General features: G+C 65.0%; 18 protein-coding genes. 1 reads left to right on the top strand and 17 read right to left on the bottom strand.

All coding sequences use genetic code 11. From position 1 onward, the window contains the following. Positions 1-30 precede the first annotated feature (30 nt). From HU764_RS09355 to HU764_RS09290, 14 genes are all read right to left on the bottom strand, one after another. Positions 31-1,443, bottom strand: coding sequence for an aminotransferase (locus HU764_RS09355; protein WP_186683207.1), 1,413 nt, complete (start codon positions 1,441-1,443; stop codon positions 31-33). A 34-nt stretch (positions 1,444-1,477) separates the two neighbouring features. Then, the gene (locus HU764_RS09350; protein WP_186683209.1) at positions 1,478-2,581 is read right to left on the bottom strand and encodes a polyamine ABC transporter substrate-binding protein; all 1,104 of its coding nucleotides are present in this window, start codon (positions 2,579-2,581) and stop codon (positions 1,478-1,480) included. Positions 2,582-2,832: 251 nt separating this feature from the next. Further along, positions 2,833-3,534 (bottom strand): NAD(P)H-dependent oxidoreductase, encoded by a 702-nt coding sequence (locus tag HU764_RS09345; RefSeq protein ID WP_186704217.1) that lies wholly within the window; start codon positions 3,532-3,534, stop codon positions 2,833-2,835. Beyond that, a complete protein-coding gene (locus HU764_RS09340; RefSeq protein ID WP_186704218.1) occupies positions 3,531-4,718 on the bottom strand; it encodes a pyridoxal phosphate-dependent aminotransferase in 1,188 nt (395 codons plus the stop codon). Before HU764_RS09340 ends, HU764_RS09345 begins: the two co-directional genes overlap by 4 nt. 22 nt (positions 4,719-4,740) lie before the next feature. Then, positions 4,741-5,970 carry an alanine racemase gene (alr, locus tag HU764_RS09335; protein WP_027593667.1) on the bottom strand — a complete coding sequence of 410 codons (1,230 nt, stop codon included), beginning with the start codon at positions 5,968-5,970 and terminating at the stop codon, positions 4,741-4,743. 34 nt (positions 5,971-6,004) lie between these two features. Next, the gene (locus HU764_RS09330) at positions 6,005-7,612 is read right to left on the bottom strand and encodes a 5-guanidino-2-oxopentanoate decarboxylase (RefSeq protein WP_186704219.1); all 1,608 of its coding nucleotides are present in this window, start codon (positions 7,610-7,612) and stop codon (positions 6,005-6,007) included. Then, entirely contained in the window at positions 7,605-9,722 is a 2,118-nt protein-coding gene (locus tag HU764_RS09325; protein WP_186704220.1) for an acetate--CoA ligase family protein, read from the bottom strand. The genes HU764_RS09330 and HU764_RS09325 overlap by 8 nt, the downstream gene beginning before the upstream one ends. A gap of 18 nt (positions 9,723-9,740) precedes the next feature. After that, positions 9,741-10,901 (bottom strand): acyl-CoA dehydrogenase family protein, encoded by a 1,161-nt coding sequence (locus tag HU764_RS09320; RefSeq protein WP_099453726.1) that lies wholly within the window; start codon positions 10,899-10,901, stop codon positions 9,741-9,743. 27 nt (positions 10,902-10,928) lie between these two features. Then, positions 10,929-11,723 carry an enoyl-CoA hydratase/isomerase family protein gene (locus HU764_RS09315; protein ID WP_186704221.1) on the bottom strand — a complete coding sequence of 265 codons (795 nt, stop codon included), beginning with the start codon at positions 11,721-11,723 and terminating at the stop codon, positions 10,929-10,931. A 229-nt stretch (positions 11,724-11,952) separates the two neighbouring features. Beyond that, entirely contained in the window at positions 11,953-13,362 is a 1,410-nt protein-coding gene (locus tag HU764_RS09310; RefSeq protein WP_027593672.1) for an amino acid permease, read from the bottom strand. A 196-nt stretch (positions 13,363-13,558) separates the two neighbouring features. Then, positions 13,559-15,811, bottom strand: a complete 2,253-nt coding sequence (locus tag HU764_RS09305; protein WP_186704222.1) for an ATP-binding protein — start codon at positions 15,809-15,811, stop codon at positions 13,559-13,561. Beyond that, entirely contained in the window at positions 15,808-16,581 is a 774-nt protein-coding gene (locus tag HU764_RS09300; protein WP_027593674.1) for a substrate-binding periplasmic protein, read from the bottom strand. Before HU764_RS09300 ends, HU764_RS09305 begins: the two co-directional genes overlap by 4 nt. Positions 16,582-16,586: 5 nt before the next feature. Beyond that, positions 16,587-17,303 (bottom strand): response regulator, encoded by a 717-nt coding sequence (locus tag HU764_RS09295; protein ID WP_186704223.1) that lies wholly within the window; start codon positions 17,301-17,303, stop codon positions 16,587-16,589. 74 nt (positions 17,304-17,377) lie between these two features. Continuing rightward, positions 17,378-18,022: a TetR family transcriptional regulator C-terminal domain-containing protein gene (locus tag HU764_RS09290; RefSeq protein ID WP_027593676.1), complete on the bottom strand. Its 645-nt coding sequence runs from the start codon at positions 18,020-18,022 to the stop codon at positions 17,378-17,380. Between the two features lie 130 nt (positions 18,023-18,152). Here HU764_RS09290 and HU764_RS09285 point away from each other — a divergent pair, with 130 nt between their 5' ends. Further along, a complete protein-coding gene (locus HU764_RS09285; RefSeq protein WP_186683226.1) occupies positions 18,153-18,899 on the top strand; it encodes an enoyl-CoA hydratase in 747 nt (248 codons plus the stop codon). A 308-nt stretch (positions 18,900-19,207) separates the two neighbouring features. Here HU764_RS09285 and HU764_RS09280 read toward each other — a convergent pair whose 3' ends face one another. Genes HU764_RS09280 through HU764_RS09270 form a run of 3 tightly spaced genes read right to left on the bottom strand, consistent with a single transcriptional unit; the run spans position 19,208 to position 23,386 of the window. Continuing rightward, entirely contained in the window at positions 19,208-20,269 is a 1,062-nt protein-coding gene (locus HU764_RS09280) for a lipocalin-like domain-containing protein (protein ID WP_217835004.1), read from the bottom strand. Further along, complete coding sequence (locus tag HU764_RS09275; protein WP_186703183.1) at positions 20,259-22,721, bottom strand: ABC transporter permease; 2,463 nt, start codon at positions 22,719-22,721, stop codon at positions 20,259-20,261. Before HU764_RS09275 ends, HU764_RS09280 begins: the two co-directional genes overlap by 11 nt. Continuing rightward, positions 22,718-23,386, bottom strand: a complete 669-nt coding sequence (locus tag HU764_RS09270; RefSeq protein WP_186703184.1) for an ABC transporter ATP-binding protein — start codon at positions 23,384-23,386, stop codon at positions 22,718-22,720. The genes HU764_RS09275 and HU764_RS09270 overlap by 4 nt, the downstream gene beginning before the upstream one ends. Between the last annotated feature and the right edge of the window lie 192 nt (positions 23,387-23,578).

The following is a 23,578-nucleotide window of genomic DNA, read 5'->3' as shown; positions in this document are numbered from 1 at the left end:
CACGCCCACGCACAGCCCTTTGCGCCAGGCTCATCGCCCTTGGTACAGCCCTTGCGCGGTCAGTTCGCGCGCCGTTTCGATGATGCACTGGCGCAGGGTTTCGACGATCTCGTCGACTTGCGCATGCGTGATGATCAACGGCGGCGACATCACGTTCAGGTGCATGATCGGCCGCACCAGCAGCCCCTTGGCCTGGGCTTTGCTGTGGATACGCTCACCGATGTTGACCGCATCAGGGAACAGCGCCTTGCTGGCTTTATCGGCAACGAACTCGACACAGGCCATCAGTTTCAGGCAACGCACATCCCCCACCAAAGGCAGGTCGCGCAAGGTTTGCAGCCGTTGCTCCAGGTAGCTGCCCACGTCCTTGACGTGCGCCAGCAACTGCTCGCGTTCGATGATTTCGATGTTCTTCAATGCCGCCGTGCAGCACACCGGGTGCCCGCTGTAGGTGAACCCGTGGGTGAAGCAGCGGCCCTTGCCTGGCTCGGCGATCACCTGCCAGATCCGCTCGGAGAAGATGCACGCGCCCAGCGGCAGGTAGGCCGAGGTCAGGCCTTTGGCGGTGGTGATGATGTCTGGCGTGACACCGAACAGTTCCTCGCTGGCGAAGAAGGTGCCCAGGCGGCCGAATGAGGTCACCACCTCGTCGGCGACGAACAGGATGTCGTAGGTCTGGCACACCTGCCACATACGCTCGAAGTAGCCCTTGGGCGGGATGATCACCCCGCCCGAGCCCATGATCGGCTCGGCGAAGAACGCCGCCACATTGTCGGCGCCCAGGGAGAGAATCTTGTCCTCGAACTCGGCCACCAGGAAGTCGAGAAACTCGGCCTCGTCCATGTCGTCCGGGGCACGGTACGGGTTGGGGTTGGAGACATGGTGGATCAAGTCATGGTCGTAGTCGAACTCTGGCACGCGGTCGGCAGCCTTGTTGCCAATCGCCATGGTCAGGGTGGTGGAGCCGTGATAGGCGTTGTAGCGCGCGATCACGTGCTTCTTGTCCGGTTTGCCCCGGCAGTTCTGGTAGTACTGAATCAGCCGGTAGGCGGTATCGACGGCGGTAGAGCCACCGGTGGTGAGAAACACGTGGTCGAGGTCACCTGGCGCCAGTTGCGCGAGCTTCTGGCACAGCGCGATGGCGACGTCATTGGCCATGTCGGAGAACGGGTTGGAGTAGGCCAGCTTGCGCACCTGGTCGGCAATGGCCAGGGCCATCTCTTCACGGCCCAGGCCGATGTTGGTGCACCACATGCCGCCGACCGCATCGAGAAAACGGTTGCCGTGGGTATCGCGAATATAGGCGCCCTCACCTGCGACGATGTTCAGCGCACCTTGCTCGCGGTGCTCGTCGAACACATGGTAGCCGTGCATATAGTGGGCCTTGTCGGCGTCCACCAGTGGGTCGTGGGCAATGGCGAATGCTTTGCTGGGTGTGGCCATGGGCAGCTCCTTGGCGGGAATCGTTTGGCAGTGTTCAGAAACCGGTCTTGACCGTGCTCCAGACCCGGGTGATGGCGCGCATGTCCTTGGGGCTCTGGGTCTTCTGGGCGAACAGGCGTTGGCGGGTCTGGACATCGGGGTAGATCGCCGGGTCTTGGCGGATGTCGGCGTGCACCAGCGCCGTGGCAGCCGCATTGCTGTTGGCGTAGTGGATGAAGTCAGTGACCTTGGCCATGGTCTGCGGCTGCAGCAAAAACTCGATGAAGCGGTGAGCATTGGCCGCGTGCGGCGCGTCTTTGGGGATGTAGAGGTTGTCGAACCAGATCAGCGAGCCTTCCTTGGGGATGAAGAACGCCAGCTTGATGGCCTTTTTCGCTTCTATGGCACGGGCCTGGGCGGTGGCGTAGTCACCTGACCAGGTCAGGGCCAGGCAGACATCGCCGTTGGGCAGGCTGGTGAGGTAGTTGACCGAGTCGAACTTGCGAATGTACGGGCGAATGCCCATCAGCAGCTGCTCGGCAGCCTTGAGGTCGGCGGGCGCTGCGCTGCGGGGGTCCTTGCCCAGGTACTGCAGGGCCAGCGGGATCACCTCGGTCGGCGCGTCCATCAGGGTGACACCGCAGTCGGCGAAGCGCGAAACGATCTTGGGGTCGAACAGCATGGCCAGCGAGCCGATCGGTGCATCGGGCATGCGCGCAGTGATCTTGTCGACGTTGTAAGTGATCCCGGAGCTGCCCCAGGTATAGGGAGCCGAGTACTTGAGGCCGGGGTCGTAACCTTGCAGGTTGCTCACCACCTGCTCATCCAGGTTGTGCCAGCTGGGCAGTTGCTGCTTGTTCAGCGGCTGGAACACGCCAGCCTGAATCAACGGGGGTACCAGGGAGGCGTTGAGCATTACCAGGTCGTAGCCGGAGCGGCCGGTGAGCAATTTGGTCTGGACGGTTTCGTAGCCATCGAAGGTGTCGTAGATGACCTTGATGCCGGTGGCCTTCTCGAAGTCGGCCAAGGTGGTTTCGCCGATGTAGTCGGTCCAGTTGTACAGCCTTAACGTGTTACCGCTGTCCCCCTCTACCGCCAGTGCCTGCGTCGCGGTCGACGCCAGCAACAGGCTGCCAATCACCTTCAGTGCCTTGCGCATAGCAACTCCATCGTGTGACTGCTCCGGATCGAGCCGATGGGTTCACTATCGGGGGATTTGCTTGAAGGCAACATACCCCGAATGTGTGGGTGGTCGTTTTTGGGCAGATACTCATTGGTAGGTACTCATAGCCCTATCGCCGGCAAGCCGGCTCCCACAGGTATCGCACACAATCCAGAGTCGGTGCGGTAACTGTGGGAGCCGGCTTGCCGGCGATAGGGCCGGATCAATCGACTCAAACTCGGGTTGATTCACGCCAACGGGTACAACGCCTCATCGAACTGCGCCAACCGCGGGAACACCAGCGGCTGATCATCCGCCAACTGCTGCAGGCGCTGCTGATACTGCTGCAGAAAACCCTGCCGCGCTTCGTCGCTGATATACGGCACATGCCAGGCCACAAACGGCGGCAGTACATCGAAGCCAACGTACGCCAGCGTCCCCCGCAGAATCGGCCGCAACATGTCCTCGAGCGGCCCATGGATAGCCCCTTCGCCGAACATGTGCTCACGCCCGCCAAGGGTCACCGTCACCAGTGCCTTCTTGCCGGCCAGCCCACCCTGGTCGTAGAAGCGCTTGCCGCCATAACAGACACCCGACACCAGCACCCGATCGATCCAGCCCTTGAGCATGGCCGGCGCCGAGAACCAGAAGACTGGGAAGTTCAGCACCAGCAAGTCGGCCCATAACAGCTTGTCCAGCTCTTGCTGGATATCTGCGGCAATGGCGCCGCTCTTCACCCCCAGGCGCTGCTCCAGCGCGTACACCAGGTACTCGGGGTTCTCCCGCGTGGCGAAATCATCCGCACTGGCCACCGGGTTCCAGCCCATGGCATACAGGTCGCTGACCTTGACCGCGTGGCCCTGGGCGCGAAAGGTAGCCACCGCTTGGTCACGCAGGGCGGCGGTGAAGGATTGCGGCTCGGGGTGAGCATGGACGATCAATACATTCACGACAGTTCTCCTTGCATCAGTTCACCCGCACACCGGGCAATGCGCTGGCACGCCTCGGCCAAGCCTTCGGCGCCTACCACCAACCCCAGGCGAATATGCCCGGCGGCGCTCGGGCCAAAGGCTTCTCCCGCCAGTACCGACACACCTTCGCGGTCCAGCAGGCGGTCAGCGAAGGCCTGGGCACTGAGGCCGGTTTCGCGGATATCGACCATCACGAACATGCCACCGTCGGGTTTGAGCGCCTTGACGCCCGGGCAACCAGCCAACTGTTCGCACACCAGGTCCCGGCGCTGGCGATAGGCGTCGCGCATCGCCTCAAGGGCGGGCAAGGGCTGATTCAAGGCCACCACGGCGGCGTCCTGGATAAAGTCCGGCGAGCCATAGAGCATGCACAGCGCCAGGTTCTCCAGGTGCGTGGCCAGCTCAGGCGAGCCCACCACCCAGCCCACCCGCCAGCCGGTCATGGCATGGGATTTAGACAGGCTGTTGAGGGTTGCGGTGCGCTCGGCCATGCCTGGCAGGCTACCCGGGCTGACATGCTCGCCTTCGTACAACAGTTCGCTGTACACCTCGTCGGAGATCAGCCACAGGTCGTGGGCGACGCACAGCTCGGCCAACGCCTCCCAGGTCGAGCGCGGCAAGCTCGCGCCCGAAGGGTTGTGCGGGCTGTTCAGGGCCAGGGCGCGGGTGCGTGGGGTGATGCGCGCGGCCACGTCCTGCGGGCACACCCGAAAGCCGTTCTCCGGCTTGACCGGCACCGGCACCACCGTGGCACCACAGGCACCGAACACCGCCTCGTAAGTGACGTACATCGGCTCGGCGACGATCACTTCATCACCCGGGTCGAGCACGCACTGGGCGACGCAAAACAAGGCGCATTGGGCACCCGCCAGTACCGTGACCTGGTCAGCACTGACGGGCTGGCCGCTGCGCTGCCGGTGGCGATCGGCAATGGCCTGGCGCAGCGCGAGTTTGCCGCGTACATCGGCGTAATGGGTGTGGCCGGCACGCAGGCTGTCGATGGCCGCTTCGACGATGGGGGCCGGGGTGTCGAAGTCCGGGTCGCCCACCGACAGCAGCAAAACGTCCTTGCCCTCGGCCTGCATCGCCAGGGCGCGGTAGTGGATGTCCCAGGCGGCAGCACCGTCACCGGCGATGCGTTGGGTCAGCTTGGCATAGCGCATGGCAGTCTCCCTTCAAATGCGGTCAATCGACGAGAATCTTGGGGTTCGAGCTGCCCCACACGGTGTAGAGGTCGGCCAGTAAAGCGCCGTTGATTTCCTCCATCTCGCCCTGGGTAATCTCGCCACCGGCCTGTTTACCGAACAGCACCACCTCGTTGCCGTTCTTGACGTCTGGGAAGTCGGTGACATCGACCATCAAGGTGTTCATCGATACCTTGCCCACCACCGGCACGCGGTGGCCGTTGATCAGCACATGGCCCTTGTTGGTGAACACCCGGCGGTAGCCATCGGAATAGCCGACGGTGATATTGGCCAGGCGCGAGTCGCGCGCCAGGGTGAAGGTGCGGTCATAGCCGACAGTGTTGCCAGCCGGGTAGCTGTGCACCGCCGCCACCCGCGACTTGAACTGCATGGCACGCTTGTACTCGGTACGCTCGGGCACGGTGTCGCCGAACAGCGCACCGCCGGTGCGGACCATGTCCAGGCGTGCTTCCGGCACCTCCAGGGTGGCGAAGGAGTTGGCGGCGTGCAGGGTCAGTTGGCGGCGGTCGAGCTTGGCATGTTTGATCAACCAGTCGGCCTGCTCGTTGAACGCTGCCAAGCCCTTGCGCACGTCATCCTTGTCTTCAACGGCGAAGTGGGTCATCAACGCCACCAGCTTGAGGTGCTTCTGGTCGGTGATCTGCAGTGCCTCACCTCGCCCGCTCCAGCTGGCCATTTCCACGCCGTTACGGCTCATGCCGCTGGAGTTGAGCGCCAGGTGAATGCGCAAAGTCTTGCCATGGCGCTCGGCGATGGCATCGGCCTGGCGGGCGAACTCGGCGCTGCCGACCAGCTCTTCCATGTCGTATTGCAGGGCATCTTCCAGCTCGCTCAGGCTGGCCAGGCGTACCCGCACCAATTGCCCGGTGAAGCCGCTGGCCCGCACCACGCGGGCTTCCTCGTTGCTGGCCACCGCCACGCAAGGTACGCCAAGGGCGATCACCGACGGCATCACCAGGCCAATACCGTGGCCGTAGGCGTCTGCCTTGAGCACGGCGCACAGCTTGGACTTGCCACCCAGCTCCGCTTGCAGGGTGCGAATGTTGTGTTGCAAGGCACTGGCACTGATCTCGACCCAGGCGTTGCTGTTTTGCACGGTCAGCGCGTTGCTGCCGTTGTCCATCGACAGCGGCGGCGCGGCATACAGCGGGGCTTGGCCGGTGATCAGCAGGGCCAGGGAGGCAGCGAGGAGCGTACGGCGAAATTGCATGGTGGTTTCTCTTGTTATGGACGATGCGCTGCGGTCAGCAGACGCAGGTATGTTTGAGTTCGATAAAGGTCACGCCTGGCGTGGCGAAGCCGTCGGCCAGGTCAGCCTGCAAGGCATCCAGGTCACGTGGCTGACGCACCGCGCAGCCAAATGCACGGGCCAGGCCGATGAAATCAGGGTTGCGCGGCAGTACGCCGACCGGCTCGATATCCAGGCCGAGCATATCGTCGCGGATCTGGCCAAGGGCGTCATTGTTCCACAGCAATACCACCAACGGCCGGTCCAGTTCCTCGACCGCAGTGGCCAGTTCCTGGGCGGTGTAGAGGAAACCGCCGTCGCCCACCAGCACCAGGCCGGGGCGATGATCAGTGGCGAGCATGCCGCCGATACCCGCCGGCAAGCCATAGCCGAGGGTGCCGTAACCGGTGGGGTGCAACCAGCTGCGCGGCGCCCGGCTGGCAAAGGCGTAGTTGCCGGTGTAGGCCAGTTGGGTCATGTCGCTGCTGATGAAGGCGTCGTCTGGCAGCACCGAGTCGATGCGGTCGAGAATGGCCTGATGGATGGCCTGCAACGGTGCGTGCCCAGTGCGAATGGCCTGGCGCAGGCCGGCCACCGCTTCGATGGCCTGGCGAGGGTCGCGCTCGACCTCGGGCAAGTGCGCCAGTAAAGCGTCGAGGGTCTGTCGAGCATCGCCGTGCAAGGCCACCGCGCACGGGTAAAAATCGTTGAACTTGCGTGGGTCGATGTCGACCCGCAGCAACTCACCGTTGAGCGGCAGGCGCTCGCGCCAGAAGTCGGTATCGGCCATTTCGGTACCCACCGCCAACACCACATCGGCTTCGCTGATCATCTGCCAGCCCGGCGCGACGCACAGGCTAGAACCCGCGTTCAATGGCGCCTCAGGCGGCAGCAGGCCCTTGCCAGCGACGCTGGTGAATAGCGGCGCTGCCAAGCGAGTGCTCAACTGTTCGAGTTGCGCGGCGGCCTGCAGTGCGCCACCGCCGGCGATGATCATTGGCCGTTTCGCTGCGGCCAGTTTCAGCGCGGCCTGCTCCAGCGTGCCCCGGTCGGGCTGGCCGCGCCCAGGGCGACGTACCACCGCGTCGCTCCAGTCACGGGCAACCGGCGCGGCCAGCACGTCCAGCGGGACCGAGATGTGCACCGGGCGCGGGCGTTCGCTGTCGAACACTGCCCAGGCACGGGCAATCAGCTCGGGCAGGTCTTCAGCGCTCAGTGCCACGGCGGAGAACGCCGTGATCGGCGCGGTCATGGCGCGCTGGTCCTGGGTTTCGTGCAGGCAGCCCCAACCTTTGCCCAGGCTGGCGGTGTGGTTGACGCTGGATATCACCAGCAACGGGATCGAGTCGGCATAGGCCTGGCCGATGGCAGTGGCGGCATTGGTCACGCCTGGGCCGGTGATGACAAAACACACGCCCGGCCTGCCGCTGACCCGGGCGTAACCATCGGCCATGAAGCCCGCGCCCTGCTCATGCCGCGTCAGCACATGGCGGATGCCACTGCCGGGCAAGCCGCGGTACAGCTCCAGCGTGTGCACCCCTGGGATGCCGAACACGGTATCCACCCCATAGTTGGCCAGCAACCGTACCAGCGCCTGGCCGGCGGTCATCGAGTGCTCATTCATGCTGATCTCCTTGCGGCTGGCCGAGGCGGATCAGCGCATCGACCGCGGTGGTGCCGTGGGCACCGACCATCAATGGGTTCACATCCAGTTCCAGCAGCTGCCCGGCGTTTTCGCAGGCGTAGTCGGCCACCGCGCGGATCGCCGCCACCAGGGCATCCAGGTCGGCAGCCGGGCGACCCCGAAAACCCTGCAGCAGGCTGGCGCTGCGCAGGCGAAGCAGTGCTGCGCGAATGGCGCTGTCGGTGGTGGGTAGCAACAGGCTGACGCTGTCTTTAAGCAGCTCCACCAGCACACCGCCCGCCCCGATCACCAAGGCCAGGGCAAAGTCGTTTTCACGCTTGATGCCGACGATCAACTCGGCCAAGGGCGGCGGCGCCATGGGTTCGAGCAAGACCTGGTCGAACGCTACCCCCGGCGCCCTGGCGCAGATGCGCTGGCGCATCTGCGCCAGGGCGGCCTGAAGCGCTGCGGCATCACGCAGGTTCAGCGCCACCGCACCGGCTTCGGTCTTGTGCGGCAACTGCGCACTGACCGCCTTGAGCACCAGCGGGTAGCCAACGCGGGTGGCATCGTTTAGCGCGTGCTCCGGGGTACTCAGCACCCCGCCCGGCACCGGCAGGCCAAACGCACTCAGGGCCTGCTTGGACTGCCATTCGTCTAGCAGGCGGCTTTCACCTGCGAGGGGCCGTGGGCACAGCGGCACCTGCGCCGCCTCGCCCTGTTCCAGCAGCCGCTGGCGGTTGCGCTGATACGCCACGATCCGCCCCCACGCTGCCAGGCCATCTTCCACGCCTTGCAGCGCGGCGATGCCATGGGCATGCAGGCGCTCACGGGCCGAGGCTGGCAACAGCTCGGGGAACGCCGAGGTGACGAAGCCGATCTTGCCGTGGCGCGCCAGGGCGTCGCAGTAAAGCGCCAGCAACAGGTCGCATTCCTTTCGCTCACCGGTGAACGCTGCGGGGTAGTCGAGCACCAGCATGGCGGCATCGGCGTCAGCGCCCAGGGTGCTGTCGAGCATCTGTTGCAGGGCCACTTCATCGCCCCAGATCGCTGTTGTGAAGTCCAGCGGATTGACCAGGTTGGCGTAGGCCGGAAGTACCTGGGCCAGTGCCCTCACCTGCCCTGGCGCCAGCGCGGGCAGGCGCAACTGGTTGCGCTCGGCGTAGTCGGCGATCAAGCCCGCATCGCCGCCCGAACAGGCCAGGGCGATCAGCCGGTCGCCGGCCGGCAAACGGCCACAGGCGGCAGCCTTGAGGGTCTCGACGAAGCTCACCGGGCCACTCACGCGGATCACGCCCAGGCGCTGGAACAGGCTGTCGTACAGGGCATCGGAGCCTGACAGCGAACTGGTGTGGCTGAGCGCCAGTTCAGCGCCGATCTGCGACACGCCGGTTTTCAGGGCAATGATCGGGGTGCCCTGTTGCAGTGCCTTGTAGGCGGCGCGGGCAAAGCCCGGCACGTTTTTCAGCCCCTCGAGGTGCAAGCCGATGGCGGTCACCCGTGGGTCGTCGAGCAGCACGTCCATCAGTTCGGCCACGCCCAACTGCGCCTGGTTGCCGACCGATGCCATGTAGGCCACCGGCAGCGAGCGGTCACTCATGGACAGGTTGTAGGCAAAATTGCCGCTCTGGGTCAGGATCGCCACGCCCTGCTCCACCTGCTTGCCGCCATGGGCCACCGGCCACAGGGCCGCGCCATGCAAGTAGTCGAGCAGGCCATAGCAGTTGGGGCCAAGCAAAGCCATGCTGCCAGCGGCCTCAAGCAGGCGCTGCTGCAACAGACGGCCTTGTTCACCGCTTTCGGCGAAGCCCGAGGCGTAGCAGATGGCGCCACCGGCACCGATGGCGGCCAGTTCCGCGACACACTGCAAGGTCAGCTCACGGTGGGTGGCGATGAACACCGCGTCTGGGGCGCATGGCAGGTCTGCCACCCGCGCCACGCAAGGGATGCCCTCCAGGCTCGCGTGTTGCGGGTTGACCAGCCACAGCGGGCCGGCAAAGCCACCTTCGGCACAGCGCTTGAGGGCACGGGCCATGCTGCGCCCACCCACGAAGGCCAGGTGCCGTGGGGCCAGCAGGCGCTTGAGGTTGTCACGATTGGAATGCGACATGCTGAGTCTCCAGGTCGATCAGCGCAGCAACGGGCGCAGCAGCTCACGGGAAATGATGTGCCGCTGGATTTCCGACGTGCCCTCCCAGATCCGCTCGATGCGGGCGTTGCGCCAGATGCGCTCGACCGGCCCCTCATCCATCAGGCCCATGCCGCCAAAAATCTGCACGGCTTCGTCAGCGACCTTGCCCAGCACTTCGCTGGCAAACAACTTGGCCATGCCCGCCTCGCCATCGGTCATGCTGCCCTGGTCCATCTTCCAGGCGGTGTGCAGGGTGAGCAGTTCGGCGGCGCGGATCTGCGTGGCCATGTCCGCCAGCTTGAACGACACACCCTGGTAGCTGCCGATGGGCTGGCCAAATTGCTTGCGGTCAGCGGCCCACTGCAGCGATGCGTCCAGTGCTCGCTGGGCCTGGCCGACGCAGTTGGCGGCGACCATCACCCGGCCAGCGGTAAGCCAGGCGTTGGCCACCTCCCAGCCTTTGCCGACTTCGCCCAGCACGTTGCTGGCTGGCACCCGGCAGTCGTCGAAGAACAGCTCGTAGGTGTGGTAGCCGCGGTTGCTCACGCACTTGGGCCCGCGGCGGATGGTCATGCCGGGGGTGTCCCGGTCGACCAGCAAGGCGGTGACCGCATTGCGTTTGCGCCCGTTGTGCTCGTAGGTGTCGGTCACCGCGAAGACGATGGCGAAGTCGGCATGCCCGGCGTGGCTGATGAAGTGTTTGCTGCCGTTGATCACGAAGTCATCGCCCTGGCGCACGGCGCGGGTCTTGATGGCGTTGGCGTCAGAGCCCGCGCCAGGCTCGGTAAGGGCGAAGCAATCGGTCTTTTCGCCCTGCACGCACGGCAGCAGGTAGTCGGTGATCTGCTGGTCCTTGCAGGCCATGAGAATCTTCGAAGGGCGCGCTACGAATACGTGCAGCGCCCAGGAAACCTTGGACAGTTCGCGCTCGATCAGCGCTTGGGACAGGTAATCGAGGCCACCGCCGCCGACTTCTTCAGGCATGTTGAAGGCATAGAACCCGGCGGCGATGGCCTTGCCGCGGATCTGCGCAGCCAGTTCCGGCGACACCGCGTCGGCACGGTCTACCGCTTCTTCATGGGGCAGCAGTTCCTTGGCCACGAAGCTGCGTACCGCATCCACCAACATTTCTTGTTCTTGGGTCAGTTGGAAATTCATCTGCGAAGGTCCTGAAGAGGTAACGGGTTATTGGCCGACGAAGTGCGCTGGGCGCCGTTCTACCGAAGCCTTGAGCGCCTCGGCGCCGTCCTGGCTGCGCCCGCATAGCAAGCCGGCCTGGCGCTCGGCTTCGAGTTGCTCGGCCAGGGTGCGCTGGGCGCCTTCGCGGATCAGCCGCTTGGTCTGCGCGTAGGCGAAGGTCGGGCCGTTGGCCAGGCGGCCCGCCAGTTCAGCGGCCACCGCAGGCAATTGCTCGTCGGCGCAGACCTCGCTCACCAGCCCTGCCGCCAAAGCCCGTTCGGCGCCCCACAGTTCGTCGAGGAACAACAGCCGTTTGGCCTGCTCGCTGCCAATCAGCCGTGGCAGGTGCCAGCTGGCGCCGGCATCGGGGCTGTAGGCCATGCTGGTGTATCCGGCTTTGAAGCGTGCCGAGGCAGCAGCGATGCGCAGGTCACAGCACAGGCTCAGGTCCATGCCGCCGCCGACGGCGGTGCCGTTGATGGCGGCCAGGGTCGGTTTATCCAGGCTGTGCAGGCGCAGCATCAGGGCGTGGGCGGTCTCGGTCCAGCCGTAGCTTTCCAGTGCCCCACGGGCCTCGGCCTCGGCCCATTCCGCCACGTCGGCGCCGGCACAGAAGCTGCGCCCGCTGCCGGTCAGCACCACCACACGGACGGCGGGGTCGCTGTTGCAGGTGTCGAGCAGGGCATGCAGTTGCTTGAGGGTGGGAATGTCCAGTGCGTTGCGCTGCTCGGGGCGGTTGAGGGTGAGCCAGGCAACGCCGGCTTCGACCTTGCTCAACACTGACGATGACGGGGTGGTCATGGGAGGCCTCGCTGTTGTTATTGGGGTGGAGGACGTGATGAAGGTGATACTAAACGAGTGTTCAACAAGGCGGGATGGGTTGTTACAACTTTGCACAACTCGGATCACAACCCTGGCGCTTCCCTTGTAGGAGCAGCCTTGTGCTGCGAAGAGGCCAGTGCAGGCTCAAAACAATGTCGATGCCTGCACCGGCCTCTTCGCAGCACAAGGCTGCCCCCAACAAGCGGCGTCAAACCCCAGGCGCACTCGGCGCAAAAGCCCCTTGCCGCCGGCGGTTCACCCCGTAATACGCCGCATAGCACAGGGCAATGAAACCAAAGCCCCAGTACAACGAGGGCCGCTGGGTCTCATCGATGGCCAAAAACACGAACAGCGAACAGCACAGGGTGATGCACAGCAGCGGCACCAAGGGGTACAGCGGCGCCTTGTACTTGAGGTCCTGCAATTGCCCGCCATCACGCAGGTACGCCTTGCGGAACCGGTACTGCGCCAGGGCGATGACGATCCAGGTCACAGTGCCCGACATACCGCTCACGGCCATCAACACCATGAACAAGGTGTCGGCAGCCACGAAGCTGGTCATCAGCGACACCAGGGCAAAGCACAGGGTGATGCTCAGGGCACGCAGTGGCACGCCGCGCTTGCTCAGCGGCGACAGGCTCTTGGGTGCCATGCCGCTCTTGGACATGGCCCAGAGGATGCGCGTGGAGGCATACAGCCCGGAGTTACCCACCGACAGGATGGCGGTGAGGATGACGAAGTTCATCAGGTCGGCCGCATAGGGAATGCCGACCATGTCGAACACCTGCACGAACGGGCTTTCCATCAACCCGGCCTGCTCGAACGGCACAATGGCCGACAGCACGGCAATCGCCAGCACGTAGAAGATCAGCACGCGGAACACCACGTTGCGCACGGCCCGGGGGATGCTCTTTTCCGGGTGCTCGGTCTCACCGGCCGCCACGCCCATGATTTCGCAGCCCTGGAAGGCGTACACCACGGTCATCATCACCGCGAACACCGCCGACAGGCCATGGGGGAACAGCGACTCGCCCACCAGGTTGTTCAGCATCGGTGCCGGCGCCCCGTTGTTCAGCGGGATGGCGCCGAAGATCACCAGCAGGCCGACCACGATAAAGCCGAGGATGGTCGCCACCTTGATCCCCGAGAACCAGTACTCCGCCTCGCCAAAGGCCCGTGTGGCCAGGGCATTGAGGCCGAACAGCACAACCACGAACAACGCCGACCAATACCAGATTGGCACCTCGGGGAACCAGCGGGTCATCAGCATGCCCGCAGCGGTGAACTCCAGGCCCACCGTGGTGGCCCAACTCATCCAGTACACCCAGCCAATCATGAAGCCCGTGGCTGGGCCGATGAACTTGGTGGCATGGGCCTGGAACGAACCGGAAACCGGCATCTGCACCGACAGCTCGCCCAGGCAGACCATCACCAGGTACATCAACAGCCCCGCCACCAGGTAGGCCAGGATCGCCCCCACCGGCCCGCCCTGGTTGATGGTGACGCCCGAGCCCATGAACAGGCCGGTGCCGATCACGCCGCCCAGCGACAGCATGAAGATGTGCCGGCTTTTCAGCGCGCGGGTCAGCTGGATTTTGCCTTCGTGGGTATCAGTCATGGTTCACCCCGCTGTAGCAGGGGGTGCAAAACGATCGTTCAAGGAGGGGCTGAGCGCTACGGCATGTCATTATTGTTATCTCCAATAAGCCTCATGGACCGCGTGCAACACGGTTGCCATCGATTATTGGAAACGGATGTAAGGTGCCGTTGTACGAACCGATCAAAGATGTAAAAAGTCGTAAGTTTTTTGTACGTCAGCTCTGGATCAAGTGTTTCAGGGTGGTGCGGGCCTGTTCCAGTTCTGCCGCTAGTGGCTCGCTGAGCGCCAGCAGCGCCTGTTCATCTTGGCCTTGGGCAGCGTCTTCGAGGCGGCGCAAAACGCCAGCCAGGCCAGCAAAACCGAGGGAATCGCAACTGCCCGCCAGGCGGTGCGCCAGGTGCGACACTGCAGCGCAGTCGCGTGCCTGCAAGGCTTCGGCCAGCGCCGTGGCGTGCTGCTCGATCGATTGGCGCAGCACTGCCAGCAGCGCCTGCAACTTCTGTTCACCCAGCAAGCTGCGGTGGGTTTGCATCAGTGACCAGTCCATGCCCGAGCCAAGAGCAGCCACCGGGGCAGGCGCAACCTCGGCCAGGGCCTGGCGCAGGTGCTCCAGGCGCAGCGGTTTGGCCAGTACCCCCTGCATGCCTGCGGCCAGGTAGTCGGGGACTTGCGCCGGTTGCACCCCGGCAGTCAGCGCCAGGATCCGGCTGCCACGGTTTGGCCCTGGGATGGCGCGGATGCGCCGGCACACCTCAACCCCGCTCAAGCCGGGCAAGTGCACATCCAGCAAGATCAGGTCGAAGCGCTGCTGGGCACAGGCTTGCAGGGCTTGCTCGGCATCCTCGGCAAAGCACACCTGGTGGCCATCGCGTACCAGCAACCCACCCGCCACCTCACGGTTCAACGCCACGTCCTCGACCACCAGGATACGCAGGCTGGCCGACGCCGAGCAGGCCGGCTCATGGGCAACGGCAGGCTGCCCACGCGCTATGTCGAGCTCGAACCAGAAGCAACTGCCCTGCCCCGGTACGCTATTCAGGCCGATGCGGCCGCCAAGTTTTTCCACCAGGTGCTTGCAGATCGCCAAGCCCAGGCCAGTGCCACCATAGCGCCGGGCCACCGCTTCGCTGGCCTGCACGAAACGGTCAAAAATCTTCGCCTGCATGGCCGGTTCGATGCCAATGCCATTGTCACTGACCGACACGCGCAGGCGCTGCCCGTTCTGATCGCTGGCCAGCACCTGCACCCTGAGTTCGACCTGGCCGTGCGCGGTGAACTTGATGGCGTTGGCCAGCAGGTTGCTCAGTACCTGGCGCAGGTACTGCTCGGCGCCATGCTGATGCGCCGCCAGTTGCTCATCGACCTCCACGTGCAGGGTGTCGCCGCGTTCCAAGGCCATTGGTTCGAGCAATGCCAGCACCTCCGTGCACAACTGGCGCAGTGAGAAACCGAGCATTTCGGCCTGGCTCTCGCCCTCTTCGAGACGGGCAAAGCAAAGCACCTCGTTAAGAATGGCCAACAGCCCTTCACCCGCCTTGTACAAAGCCTGTAGGCGTTGCCGGTCGAGCGCATCGAGCCTGGCGCCACGTAGCAGTTCAGCCATGCCGAGGATGCCATTGAGCGGCGTGCGCAGCTCATGGCTCATGGTCGCCAAAAAGCGTGACTTGGCCAGGTTGGCGGCTTCGGCCTCGTCCTTGGCCCGGGCCAGGCTCGCGGTACGCCGCTCGACCATGGCCTGCAGCTCGTCACGTTTGTCCTGCAGGGCCACGCGGTCAAGCTCGCGGCGCTCGATGTCGCTGAGGATGGCCCGGCGCATGTCGTCCAGGGCATGCGCCACGGTATCGATCTCATCGGCATGCGCCGAACGGCGGCGATCCAGGCGCAGCGGCTCCTGCCAGTGCCCGGCCCCGATACGCCGGGCAAACTCGGCCATGACTTGCAAATGGCGGGTCACCAAGCGGTAGAACAAGCCAGACAACGCGACCGCCAGGCCACACAGAAACACCCCCATCCACAACAGGCTGGCCAGGCCCGTGGCATACAGCCGCCGGTGCACCGCGCCCAGGTCGATGCTCACCTCCAGCTCGCCAAGGTGCCGTGCCGGCCCCGACGGTGGCTGGTAATCCAGCGGAAAACGCTCGATGCGCAGTGGCCCCTTAGGCTCGGCTTCACCGCGCAACAGGGTGAAGTCATCGCTGAGCAGGCGTACCCGCGCCACATCTGAAAAGTCCACCAGGCCACGCAGTTGAACATCCAGTTGCGCTTCGTCGAGGTCCCACAGGCTGCGTTCCAGGCTGGCCAGGTAACCCGCGCGGATCAACGCCATGCGCGCCTCGATGTCGCGCATCTCGCGGCGGTACTCGAAATACAGCTGCACGGAACTGGCCAGCACCGTGAAGCACAGGCTGAACAGCAGGATAAACAGCAGCAGGCGGCGCAACAGGCCGTCGGTGCGCAGGCGGATCATCGGGCATCCGCCGGCAGGTTGATCATGTCGCGGTAGGTCACTTCGCTCTGCTCCAGCCAGCGGTCGATCTCGCCAGCTTCGTGCATGCGCCGCAACTGGTGGTCGATCTCGTCCATGTGCTGGCTCAGGGAGGACTGGCGCGACACCGCCACGCGCAGGTAGTCCACGCTCAGCGCGGCCGGCAAGGCGCGGATGTCTTCGGCGCCGGGCAGGTGCTCGATGAACAGCTCGCCGGTACGCCGCTCCTGGATCACGAAGTCGATGCGCCCACGGATCAGCTTGCCGAAGTTCTGCTGGCTGGACGAGACCCGCTCGATGTTCTGGTGGCGCGCGACAAAACGGTCGAAGTCGGCGCCGTAGCTTTCACCGTAGAGCAAGCCGCCACGGTACCCGGCCAAGTCTTCCAGGTGCTGAAACTGCACGGGCCGGCGGCGATTGAAAAACACCGCCACCTCTTCACGTATCACCGGTACCGACGAAAAACGCATGCCTTGGTCACGTTGGTCGCTGTCGTAGGCCAGCACCACGTCCACCCGCCCGGCGGCAGCGTCCATCAGGCAGCGCTTCCAGTTGCCCAGCACCACGGTTTGCACCTCTCGGCCCATGCGCGCAAACAGCTCCCGCACCACCGTCGGCGCCAGGCCGCGCACCTGGTGGCCATCGCTCCAGGAAATCGGCGGGTACACGGGGTAGTCGCAGTAGCGCACCGGCTCAGCCGCCGCTGCTGGCAAGCCTGGTACCAGCACCGCCAGCGCCAGCAGGCGGCGCAGGGTGCTCACGCGGCCACGCTGGCGGTGAACAGGTAGCCGGTGCCATGAATGGTGATGATCAGTTGCGGCTCGGCCGGGTCGTCATGCAGCTTGCGGCGCAGGCGGCCGACCAGCACGTCGATGGAGCGGTCGTTGGGTACCCACTCACGGTTGCGGATCTGGTCCATCAACTGGTCGCGGCTCAGGGTGTGGCCGCTGTTGCGCAGGAAGACGCTGAGCAGTTGGAACTCGCCATGGGTCAGCAGCGTTTGCCCGCCACGCGGGTCGATCAGGCGTCGACGGTCAGTGTCCAGTGCCCAGTCGGCAAATTGCTTGAGCGAGTGCGCGCAGGCGGGCGCCGGGTGCACCTCGCGGGCATGGCGTACGCGGCGAATCAGGTTCTTGGCGCGGGACACCAGCTCGCGGGGGTTGAGCGGTTTCATGATGTAGTCGTCGGCGCCGCACTCCAGGCCGACGATGCGGTCGATGTCGTCATTGCGCCCGGTGATGAGGATGATGCCGACTTCCGAGCGCACCCGCAGCTCGCGGGTCAGGGTCAGGCCGTCCTTGCCGGGCAGGCGAATGTCCAGCAGCACCAGGTCGACGTCCTGGCTGCCGAGCAATGCCTCGGCCTTTTCTGCGGTGTCGGCGCAGTGCACGTCATAGCCTTCCTGGGACAGATAGGCCTGCAGCAAGTCACGAATAAGCGGATCGTCATCGACGATCAATACCCGAGGCGTCATTGCGTGAAGTCTCTTTTTTTATTGGTTTGTTCTACACACTCGCGACAGCAGCCTACTCGTTACTGAACAGACGATCAACAGCCCTTGGGCAGGCTGAAGCGTTGCCGACCACCGGCCTGCAAGCCATCCACCCAGGCCTCGCAGATCTGCACGCCTTGGGCCGGCGTAAAGGTGCCCGGGTTGAGGCCCGACTCCAGCCACAAGCCATCGAGCAACGCGCTCAGGCTGATCGCCGCCAGGTCGGCGTCAAAGCCCTGCCAGCCCTCTTCCACCGCCAGCGTGGCGAGCAGCCGGCTCAACTCGTTGCGGTACTCACCGTAGGAATGGTCGTGCACCTGGTTGATCGCATCGGCGGTCTTCACCGCGCCCCAGAACGCCAGCCAGGCATCGAGCAGTTGCGGGTCGAGCAGTTCGGCGCAAAACGAGGCACGGAAGAACGCCGACAGCCGTTCGCGGGCCGTGGGCGCGGCCTGGGCCATGGCTTCGCGCAGCAAGCCCATGACCCGCCCGGTGACCGCCATGTAAGCTTCGGCCACCAGTTCGTCCTTGCCCGCGTAATGGTGGCTGATCAACCCCACCGAAACCCCCGCCTCGGCGGAAATCTTGCGGATCGAAGCCCCCTGAAAACCATGGCGTTTGAGGCACACCAAGGTCGCCTCGACCAGGTTGGCTTTGCGCAATTCCGGCAGCATGCGGTGGTAGCGGGCTTCCTGGCTCATCGGCGATTCTCGGGCAGTAGACTGGGCTGAACGACTGTACAGCAAGCCGAGCGCCATGATAAACCCTAGTGGCCAATGCCCGGTGTGCACCCTGTTGCCGGGCCTGACCACAACAACAAAAGCGGCTGCCATGAACGACCTGATCACACGCGACCTGGACCAGGGCCTGCTGACCCTGACCTTCAACCGCCCCGACAAGCTCAATGCCCTGAACATCGCCATGTACCGCCAGTTTGGCGACCTGCTGCTGGCGGCGGGCGAAGACCCGCACGTTGATGCGGTGCTGATCACGGGCGGCCCCCACTGCTTCAGCGCCGGCAATGACCTGCGCGATTTCCTCGACAACCCGCCCAGCGACAGGGACAGCCCGGTGTTCCGCCTGATGCGCATTGTGATGGGCCTGGATAAACCCCTGATCGCTGCCGTCAGTGGCGCGGCGATCGGCATCGGCGCCACCCTGCTGCTGCATTGCGACCAGGTGCTGGTCAGCCGCACGGCCAAGCTGCGCATGCCGTTTGCGCCGTTGGGGGTATGCCCGGAGTTCGGCTCCAGCCTGCTGCTGCCGCGCCTGCTCGGGCACGCCCGCGCCGCCCGCTTGCTGATGGGCAACGCGTTGCTTGAGGGTGAGCAGGCGGTAGCCTGGGGCTTGGCCAGTGAGCTGCATGACGATGGCGAACAGTGCTTGGCAGCCGCCCGGCAGCTGGCGCGGCGGCTGCAAAGTTACCCGCAAGAGGCGCTGCGTATTAGCAAGCGCCTGCTCAAGGAGGGGGGGCGCGCGGAGCTGGAGGCCACTGTGGAGCGGGAGAGCCAGTTGTTTATCGAATGCCTGCGTACGCCTGAGGCCAAGGCGGCGTTACGGGGGTTGATCAAGGATTGAGGTGATCGGGTTGAGGTTTGCGGCGCTGTCGAGATCGAGCGCCGCCCGCGCGGCGCATCGCGAGCAACGCTCGCTCCTACGTTTGTTTCGGGCCAGTTTCGCCTGTGCAATTTGCGCGCGACCGCCTTGTTGGTCCGACGTAATATCGCGCCATGCACCAAGACGGTCGCGCGCGTTTGCCCCAGGAAAAATTGGCCCGAAACAAACGTAGGAGCGAGCGTTGCTCGCGATGCGCCGCGCGGGCGGCGCTCGATTTCTGGCGCCACCCCATCGCCATACACCTGGCAGCCCCACACCCTGCATACGCCCTAATACCCCGTCATCTCCAGATACCCCCGCCCGCCCGCACTCCCCTGCAACCTCACCGGCCCCTCCCAGTATGGAAACCGGGTGTTCATCCAGGCACGCGGCTCGACGGCATCAACTTGCACATCAACGCCGTACGCCAACACCCGCACTCGCCAACGTGTCGGCACCTCCTTGCCGTTTTCCTGCCGCGTCCAGGCCAACGCCTGAAGCTGAATCTGATCGCTTCGCAGCGCTACCCCCTCACCCTGGGCACTGACCCAGGTCCCCGCCCGATACGGCAAACCCTTGGCCTCGCGCACCTGAAACAGCATCAGCTTCGCGCCGCTGTCCAGGTGCAGTGAAAACCAGTCCCAGCCCGTTTGCCCGGCCGCCAGCGGCTGGCTGCTCCACTCCCGGTCCAGCCAAGCCTGCCCGGTGACCGCAATGCATAGGCCATCGCGCTCCACCTCGCCGCTGACACGGTAGAACGGCTGGCTGTAGTAATACGACGCTTGCCCCTTGCCCGACTTTTCGCTGTAGCCCTGGCTGCCGTGCAGCACCAGCGGCCTGTCACTGCGCAGATTCAGGTCGTAACCAAAGCCTTGGGCGGCAGCCTTCATGTGCAACCCTGCAATGCCCTCATCACCTTGCAGTGACCAGTCATTGATCCAGGCCCTGAACGGCTGGACTTCGACGCCTGCTTGCCCGACACCGCCACGCGCCAGGGTCTCGCCAGCGCGATGCCCACCCGGCCCTGTCAGGGCAGCATGCCCCATCCACAGGTTCGGGCTGTTCCAGTCGGCCGTTTCCGCCCCCGGGCGCAAGGCCGAACGGAACAACGTCCACTGCGCGCCCCAGTCCCGCCCTTGGGCGTCTTCAAGGTTGGCGGTGACATACCACCATTCGATGCGAAACCCCTCATGAGCCCCGTGATCACGCGGGAACACCAAGGGGTGATCGCGGGTCACCTGGCTGAACCCACTGGCCTGCTCGCCCAACCCGGCAAAACTCTGCGGCGCTGGCGCAGGCTGGTCGCAGCCGCTCAGCAGCGCGCACAGCACGACACAGGCTTTAACGTTCATCGGCAAACTGCCTCAACAGATCGCTGGGCTGGCGCCGCGCCAGTTGCCACAGCGGCCAGGCACTGGCCAGCAGGCTGGTGAGGATGCCCAGCACCGCCAGTTGCACCAATTGCCCAGGAAACACATACAGCGGCAACCGCCAGCCAAATGCCTGCACGTTCACCACCGCCACCAGGCACCAGGCCAACACGACACCGACAGGGATCGCCAGCAGCACGGTGAGGCTGCTCAGCATGAGCGTCTGGCCCAGGGTCAGCCAAACCAGTTGCGTGCGCCGCACACCCAATGCCCAAAGCGGCGCCAGCTGGCCCAGGCGGCTCTGGCTCAGGGTCAGCAGGTTGATGAACATGGCCACGCCGGCGACACCCAGTGTCAGGCTGTTGAGGGCGGCGGTGGCGGCAAAGGTGCGGTTGAACACCTCGGTCGACCAGCGCTTCAGGCGCGATTGCTCGACCACCCGGCTGTCGTCCAGGGCAAAGCGCTGCTGCAACGCAGCCTTGAGGGGTGCCAGGTGCGTGGGCGCGACATCCACGCTCAGGCCGGTCAATGTCGCCTGCGGCCAATGCCTGCGCAGCCAGTCGGCATTGACCAGCACGTGGCCCTTGGGGTTGCCATAGTCGGCATACACCCCCACCACTGTCATGGGCGGCGCAGCGTCGGCCGCCAGCATCAAAGTGTCGCCCACCGCCAGCCCTAGGCGGCGGGCCAGTTGTTCACTGAGCATCACCGCCTTGCCCGCCGCCAACTGCTGCCAGGCCTGCGCGTGCTGGTCCAGCAACGGCCAGCGGTCGCGGTAGGCCGGGTGGTCGATAACCCCCTGCACCTGCACTGGCCAACCCTTAAGGTGCGTTTCCACACGCCAGCCTGGCAGCACCGCCGTGGCCACAGGTTGCTGCTTGAGCCACTCACTGATCTGCAGGCCCTGCGCAGTGTCCCGAGGCGTCACGTAAAGGTCGGCGGACAAACGCGCATCGAGCCAGCCGATGAAGGTCTTGCGAAAGCCCTCGGTCATGCTGCCCACGCCAACACTGGCGGCCAGTGCCAGCAACAAGGCCATCAGCGCCAGGCTCAACCCGGGTAATTGCTGGCGGCTGTCGGCGACGAACCACTGCGACAGCGGCCGTCGGCGCCCACGCGCAGCCCAGGCCAGCACGCCGTCGAGCAAGGGCGGTAACAGCAACGCCGAGGCCAGCAACAACGCCGCCAGCAAGGCGAAAGCGCTGGCCAAGCCCTGGCCCAGTTGCCAACAGCCAAGCGCCACCAGCAGCAACAGCAGTGCCCCCCACGTCTGGCGCCGCAACCAACGGCCTTGCGCCAAGCGCCAGGCCTGGGGTTGAGCCAGCGCCAACAGGGGCAGGCGCGCGGCCTGCAAAACACTGCTCAGCCCCGCCAATGAGGCCCCGAGCACACTCACCAGCACCCCAGCCAACCACCACCCAGCCGACAGGTGCAACACGCTGGCGACCTGGGCGCCATACAAACCACGCAAACTCGCGGCAACGTCTGGCAACAGCAACGCGGCCAGCCCATAGCCGCCCGCCACCCCGGCCAGCCCGCCCAGCACCGCGAACAGGCCCAGCTCCAGCGCCAGGCCGAGCAACAGGCAGTGCAAACTGACGCCACAGGCCCGCAGGCTTCTGATCAAGCCACGGCGTTGCTCCAGTGCCAGGCCAATGGCGGCGTGGGCGATGAACAGCCCGACCACGAAGGCCAGCAAGCCGAGGGCGGTGAGGTTCAGGTGAAAGCTCTCGGTCAGGCGTTGCAGGCCACCGTCATCACTCGGTGTTTGCAGTTCGAGCCGCGCAGCGATGGCTGCGGGCAAGGGCGCCGAAGGCCCTGTCAGTAGAAGCCGCGACAGCTGTCCGGGTGCCTGCAGCAAGGCCTGCGCATGGCCGATGTCGACCACGATCACCCCGGGCGCCAGCTCCGGCTTGAGCACAAAGGGTGGCAGCCGCTGCCCTTCGCTGCTGACGGCCACGTCGCTAACGGTTTTGCCCAGTTGGCGCAAGGTGTCCGGCCCTACCCAGGCCTGCCCCGGCTTGCCAATAAAGGCCTGCAGGTCGAAATCGGCCACCCGCACACCGGCCACGGCAGTGGAAACTGGCAAGCTCAACGGCTCGACGCCAATCAGCCGGACAGTCACCGGCTGCTCGCCAGAAAACCGCAGCCGCCCCTCCAGTACCGGGGCAACCGGCCAGCCCAACTGGCGCAATTGCACATACAGCGCCTGCTCGAAGCGTTCGCCGTCACGCGGCACCAGTTGCGCCTGCATCGGTGCCGCCAGTACCGCACTGGCGCGGGCGTAGTCGCTGCGCGCCTGGCTGTTGAGTGCCTGGACGCCGGTCCATAACGCAGTGGCCAGCCACAACCCGGTAAAGATGCTAAGGCACTGCACGCGATGGCGCCGCCAATGGCTCAGCAGCGCCTGCAGGGTCAGCAGCAATGGGCTCATAGGCCGTGCTCGGCGCGCACACGGCCCGCCTGCAGGTAGCAACTGTGCGCTAGCCGCGCCGCCAGGCGCTGGCTGTGGGTCACCATCAGGACACTGCTGCCGGCCTCGGCGACCAGTTGCAAAAACAGGCCTAACACCTCATCGCTGCTGGCTTCGTCAAGGCTGCCGGTCGGCTCGTCTGCCAACACCCAGGCGGGGCGACCGGCCAGGGCGCGGCCAATGGCGACCCGCTGTTGCTGGCCGCCAGATAGCTGTTCCGGGTAGCGCGTCAATAACGCAGCCAGCCCCAGGCGCTCTGCCAAGTACGCCAGCCAGTGCGGGTCATGCCGGTTGGCAAGCCGGGCTTGAAACGCAAGGTTGGCCGCCACGTCCAGGCTGCTGATCAGGTTGTACTGCTGAAACACCAGGCCAATGCCATCCCGGCGCCACCGCGCCAGTGCCGTCTCCGAACGGCCATCGAGGGGTTCGTCATCAATCAAGATGCGCCCGCTGTCGGCCCGGTCCAGGCCGGCAATCAAATGCAGCAAGGTGCTCTTGCCACTCCCCGACTCCCCCATCAGCGCCAGGCTGCTGCCGCGCGCCAGGCGCAGGTCGATGCCCTGCAGCACAGGCAGCGGGCCTTGGGGTGTGATGAATGACTTGTGCAGTTGCTCGACGACCAGCATTGCGGGGGTTCCTCGTGGCACCACCTCGCACGAGGTGACTGAGCGCCTCATAAGGAATAGCACAAGCAGGCCATTAGACCGTCAGCCACCCACTTAGTGGATCCACTAAGCAACAAACCAACGAGAGCAAGTTCGATAATCGCCCAAAATACCAAGACAATTGCGCGCTTCCGTTTGACCCAGCCGCCATCC

Origin of the sequence: Pseudomonas kermanshahensis (assembly GCF_014269205.2) — a bacterium.
In the GTDB taxonomy this organism is placed as follows: Bacteria; Pseudomonadota; Gammaproteobacteria; order Pseudomonadales; family Pseudomonadaceae; genus Aquipseudomonas; species Aquipseudomonas kermanshahensis.
The sequence above is the reverse complement of the archived record's forward strand: the minus strand, read 5'-3'. Positions and strand labels throughout refer to the sequence as shown.

Bases quoted from the DNA above. Each gene is read 5' to 3' on its own strand.
- HU764_RS09340 (WP_186704218.1), bottom strand. From the start codon at position 4,718: ATGCGCTATGCCAAGCTGACCCAACGCATCGCCGGTGACGGTGCTGCC.
- HU764_RS09325 (WP_186704220.1), bottom strand. From the start codon at position 9,722: ATGTCGCATTCCAATCGTGACAACCTCAAGCGCCTGCTGGCCCCACGG.
- HU764_RS09285 (WP_186683226.1), top strand. From the start codon at position 18,153: ATGAACGACCTGATCACACGCGACCTGGACCAGGGCCTGCTGACCCTG.
- HU764_RS09310 (WP_027593672.1), bottom strand. From the start codon at position 13,362: ATGACTGATACCCACGAAGGCAAAATCCAGCTGACCCGCGCGCTGAAA.
- HU764_RS09275 (WP_186703183.1), bottom strand. From the start codon at position 22,721: ATGAGCCCATTGCTGCTGACCCTGCAGGCGCTGCTGAGCCATTGGCGG.
- HU764_RS09270 (WP_186703184.1), bottom strand. From the start codon at position 23,386: ATGCTGGTCGTCGAGCAACTGCACAAGTCATTCATCACACCCCAAGGC.
- HU764_RS09290 (WP_027593676.1), bottom strand. From the start codon at position 18,022: ATGAGCCAGGAAGCCCGCTACCACCGCATGCTGCCGGAATTGCGCAAA.
- HU764_RS09355 (WP_186683207.1), bottom strand. From the start codon at position 1,443: ATGGCCACACCCAGCAAAGCATTCGCCATTGCCCACGACCCACTGGTG.
- HU764_RS09315 (WP_186704221.1), bottom strand. From the start codon at position 11,723: ATGACCACCCCGTCATCGTCAGTGTTGAGCAAGGTCGAAGCCGGCGTT.
- HU764_RS09295 (WP_186704223.1), bottom strand. From the start codon at position 17,303: ATGACGCCTCGGGTATTGATCGTCGATGACGATCCGCTTATTCGTGAC.
- HU764_RS09305 (WP_186704222.1), bottom strand. From the start codon at position 15,811: ATGATCCGCCTGCGCACCGACGGCCTGTTGCGCCGCCTGCTGCTGTTT.
- HU764_RS09330 (WP_186704219.1), bottom strand. From the start codon at position 7,612: ATGAATGAGCACTCGATGACCGCCGGCCAGGCGCTGGTACGGTTGCTG.
- HU764_RS09350 (WP_186683209.1), bottom strand. From the start codon at position 2,581: ATGCGCAAGGCACTGAAGGTGATTGGCAGCCTGTTGCTGGCGTCGACC.
- HU764_RS09280 (WP_217835004.1), bottom strand. From the start codon at position 20,269: ATGAACGTTAAAGCCTGTGTCGTGCTGTGCGCGCTGCTGAGCGGCTGC.
- HU764_RS09320 (WP_099453726.1), bottom strand. From the start codon at position 10,901: ATGAATTTCCAACTGACCCAAGAACAAGAAATGTTGGTGGATGCGGTA.
- alr (WP_027593667.1), bottom strand. From the start codon at position 5,970: ATGCAATTTCGCCGTACGCTCCTCGCTGCCTCCCTGGCCCTGCTGATC.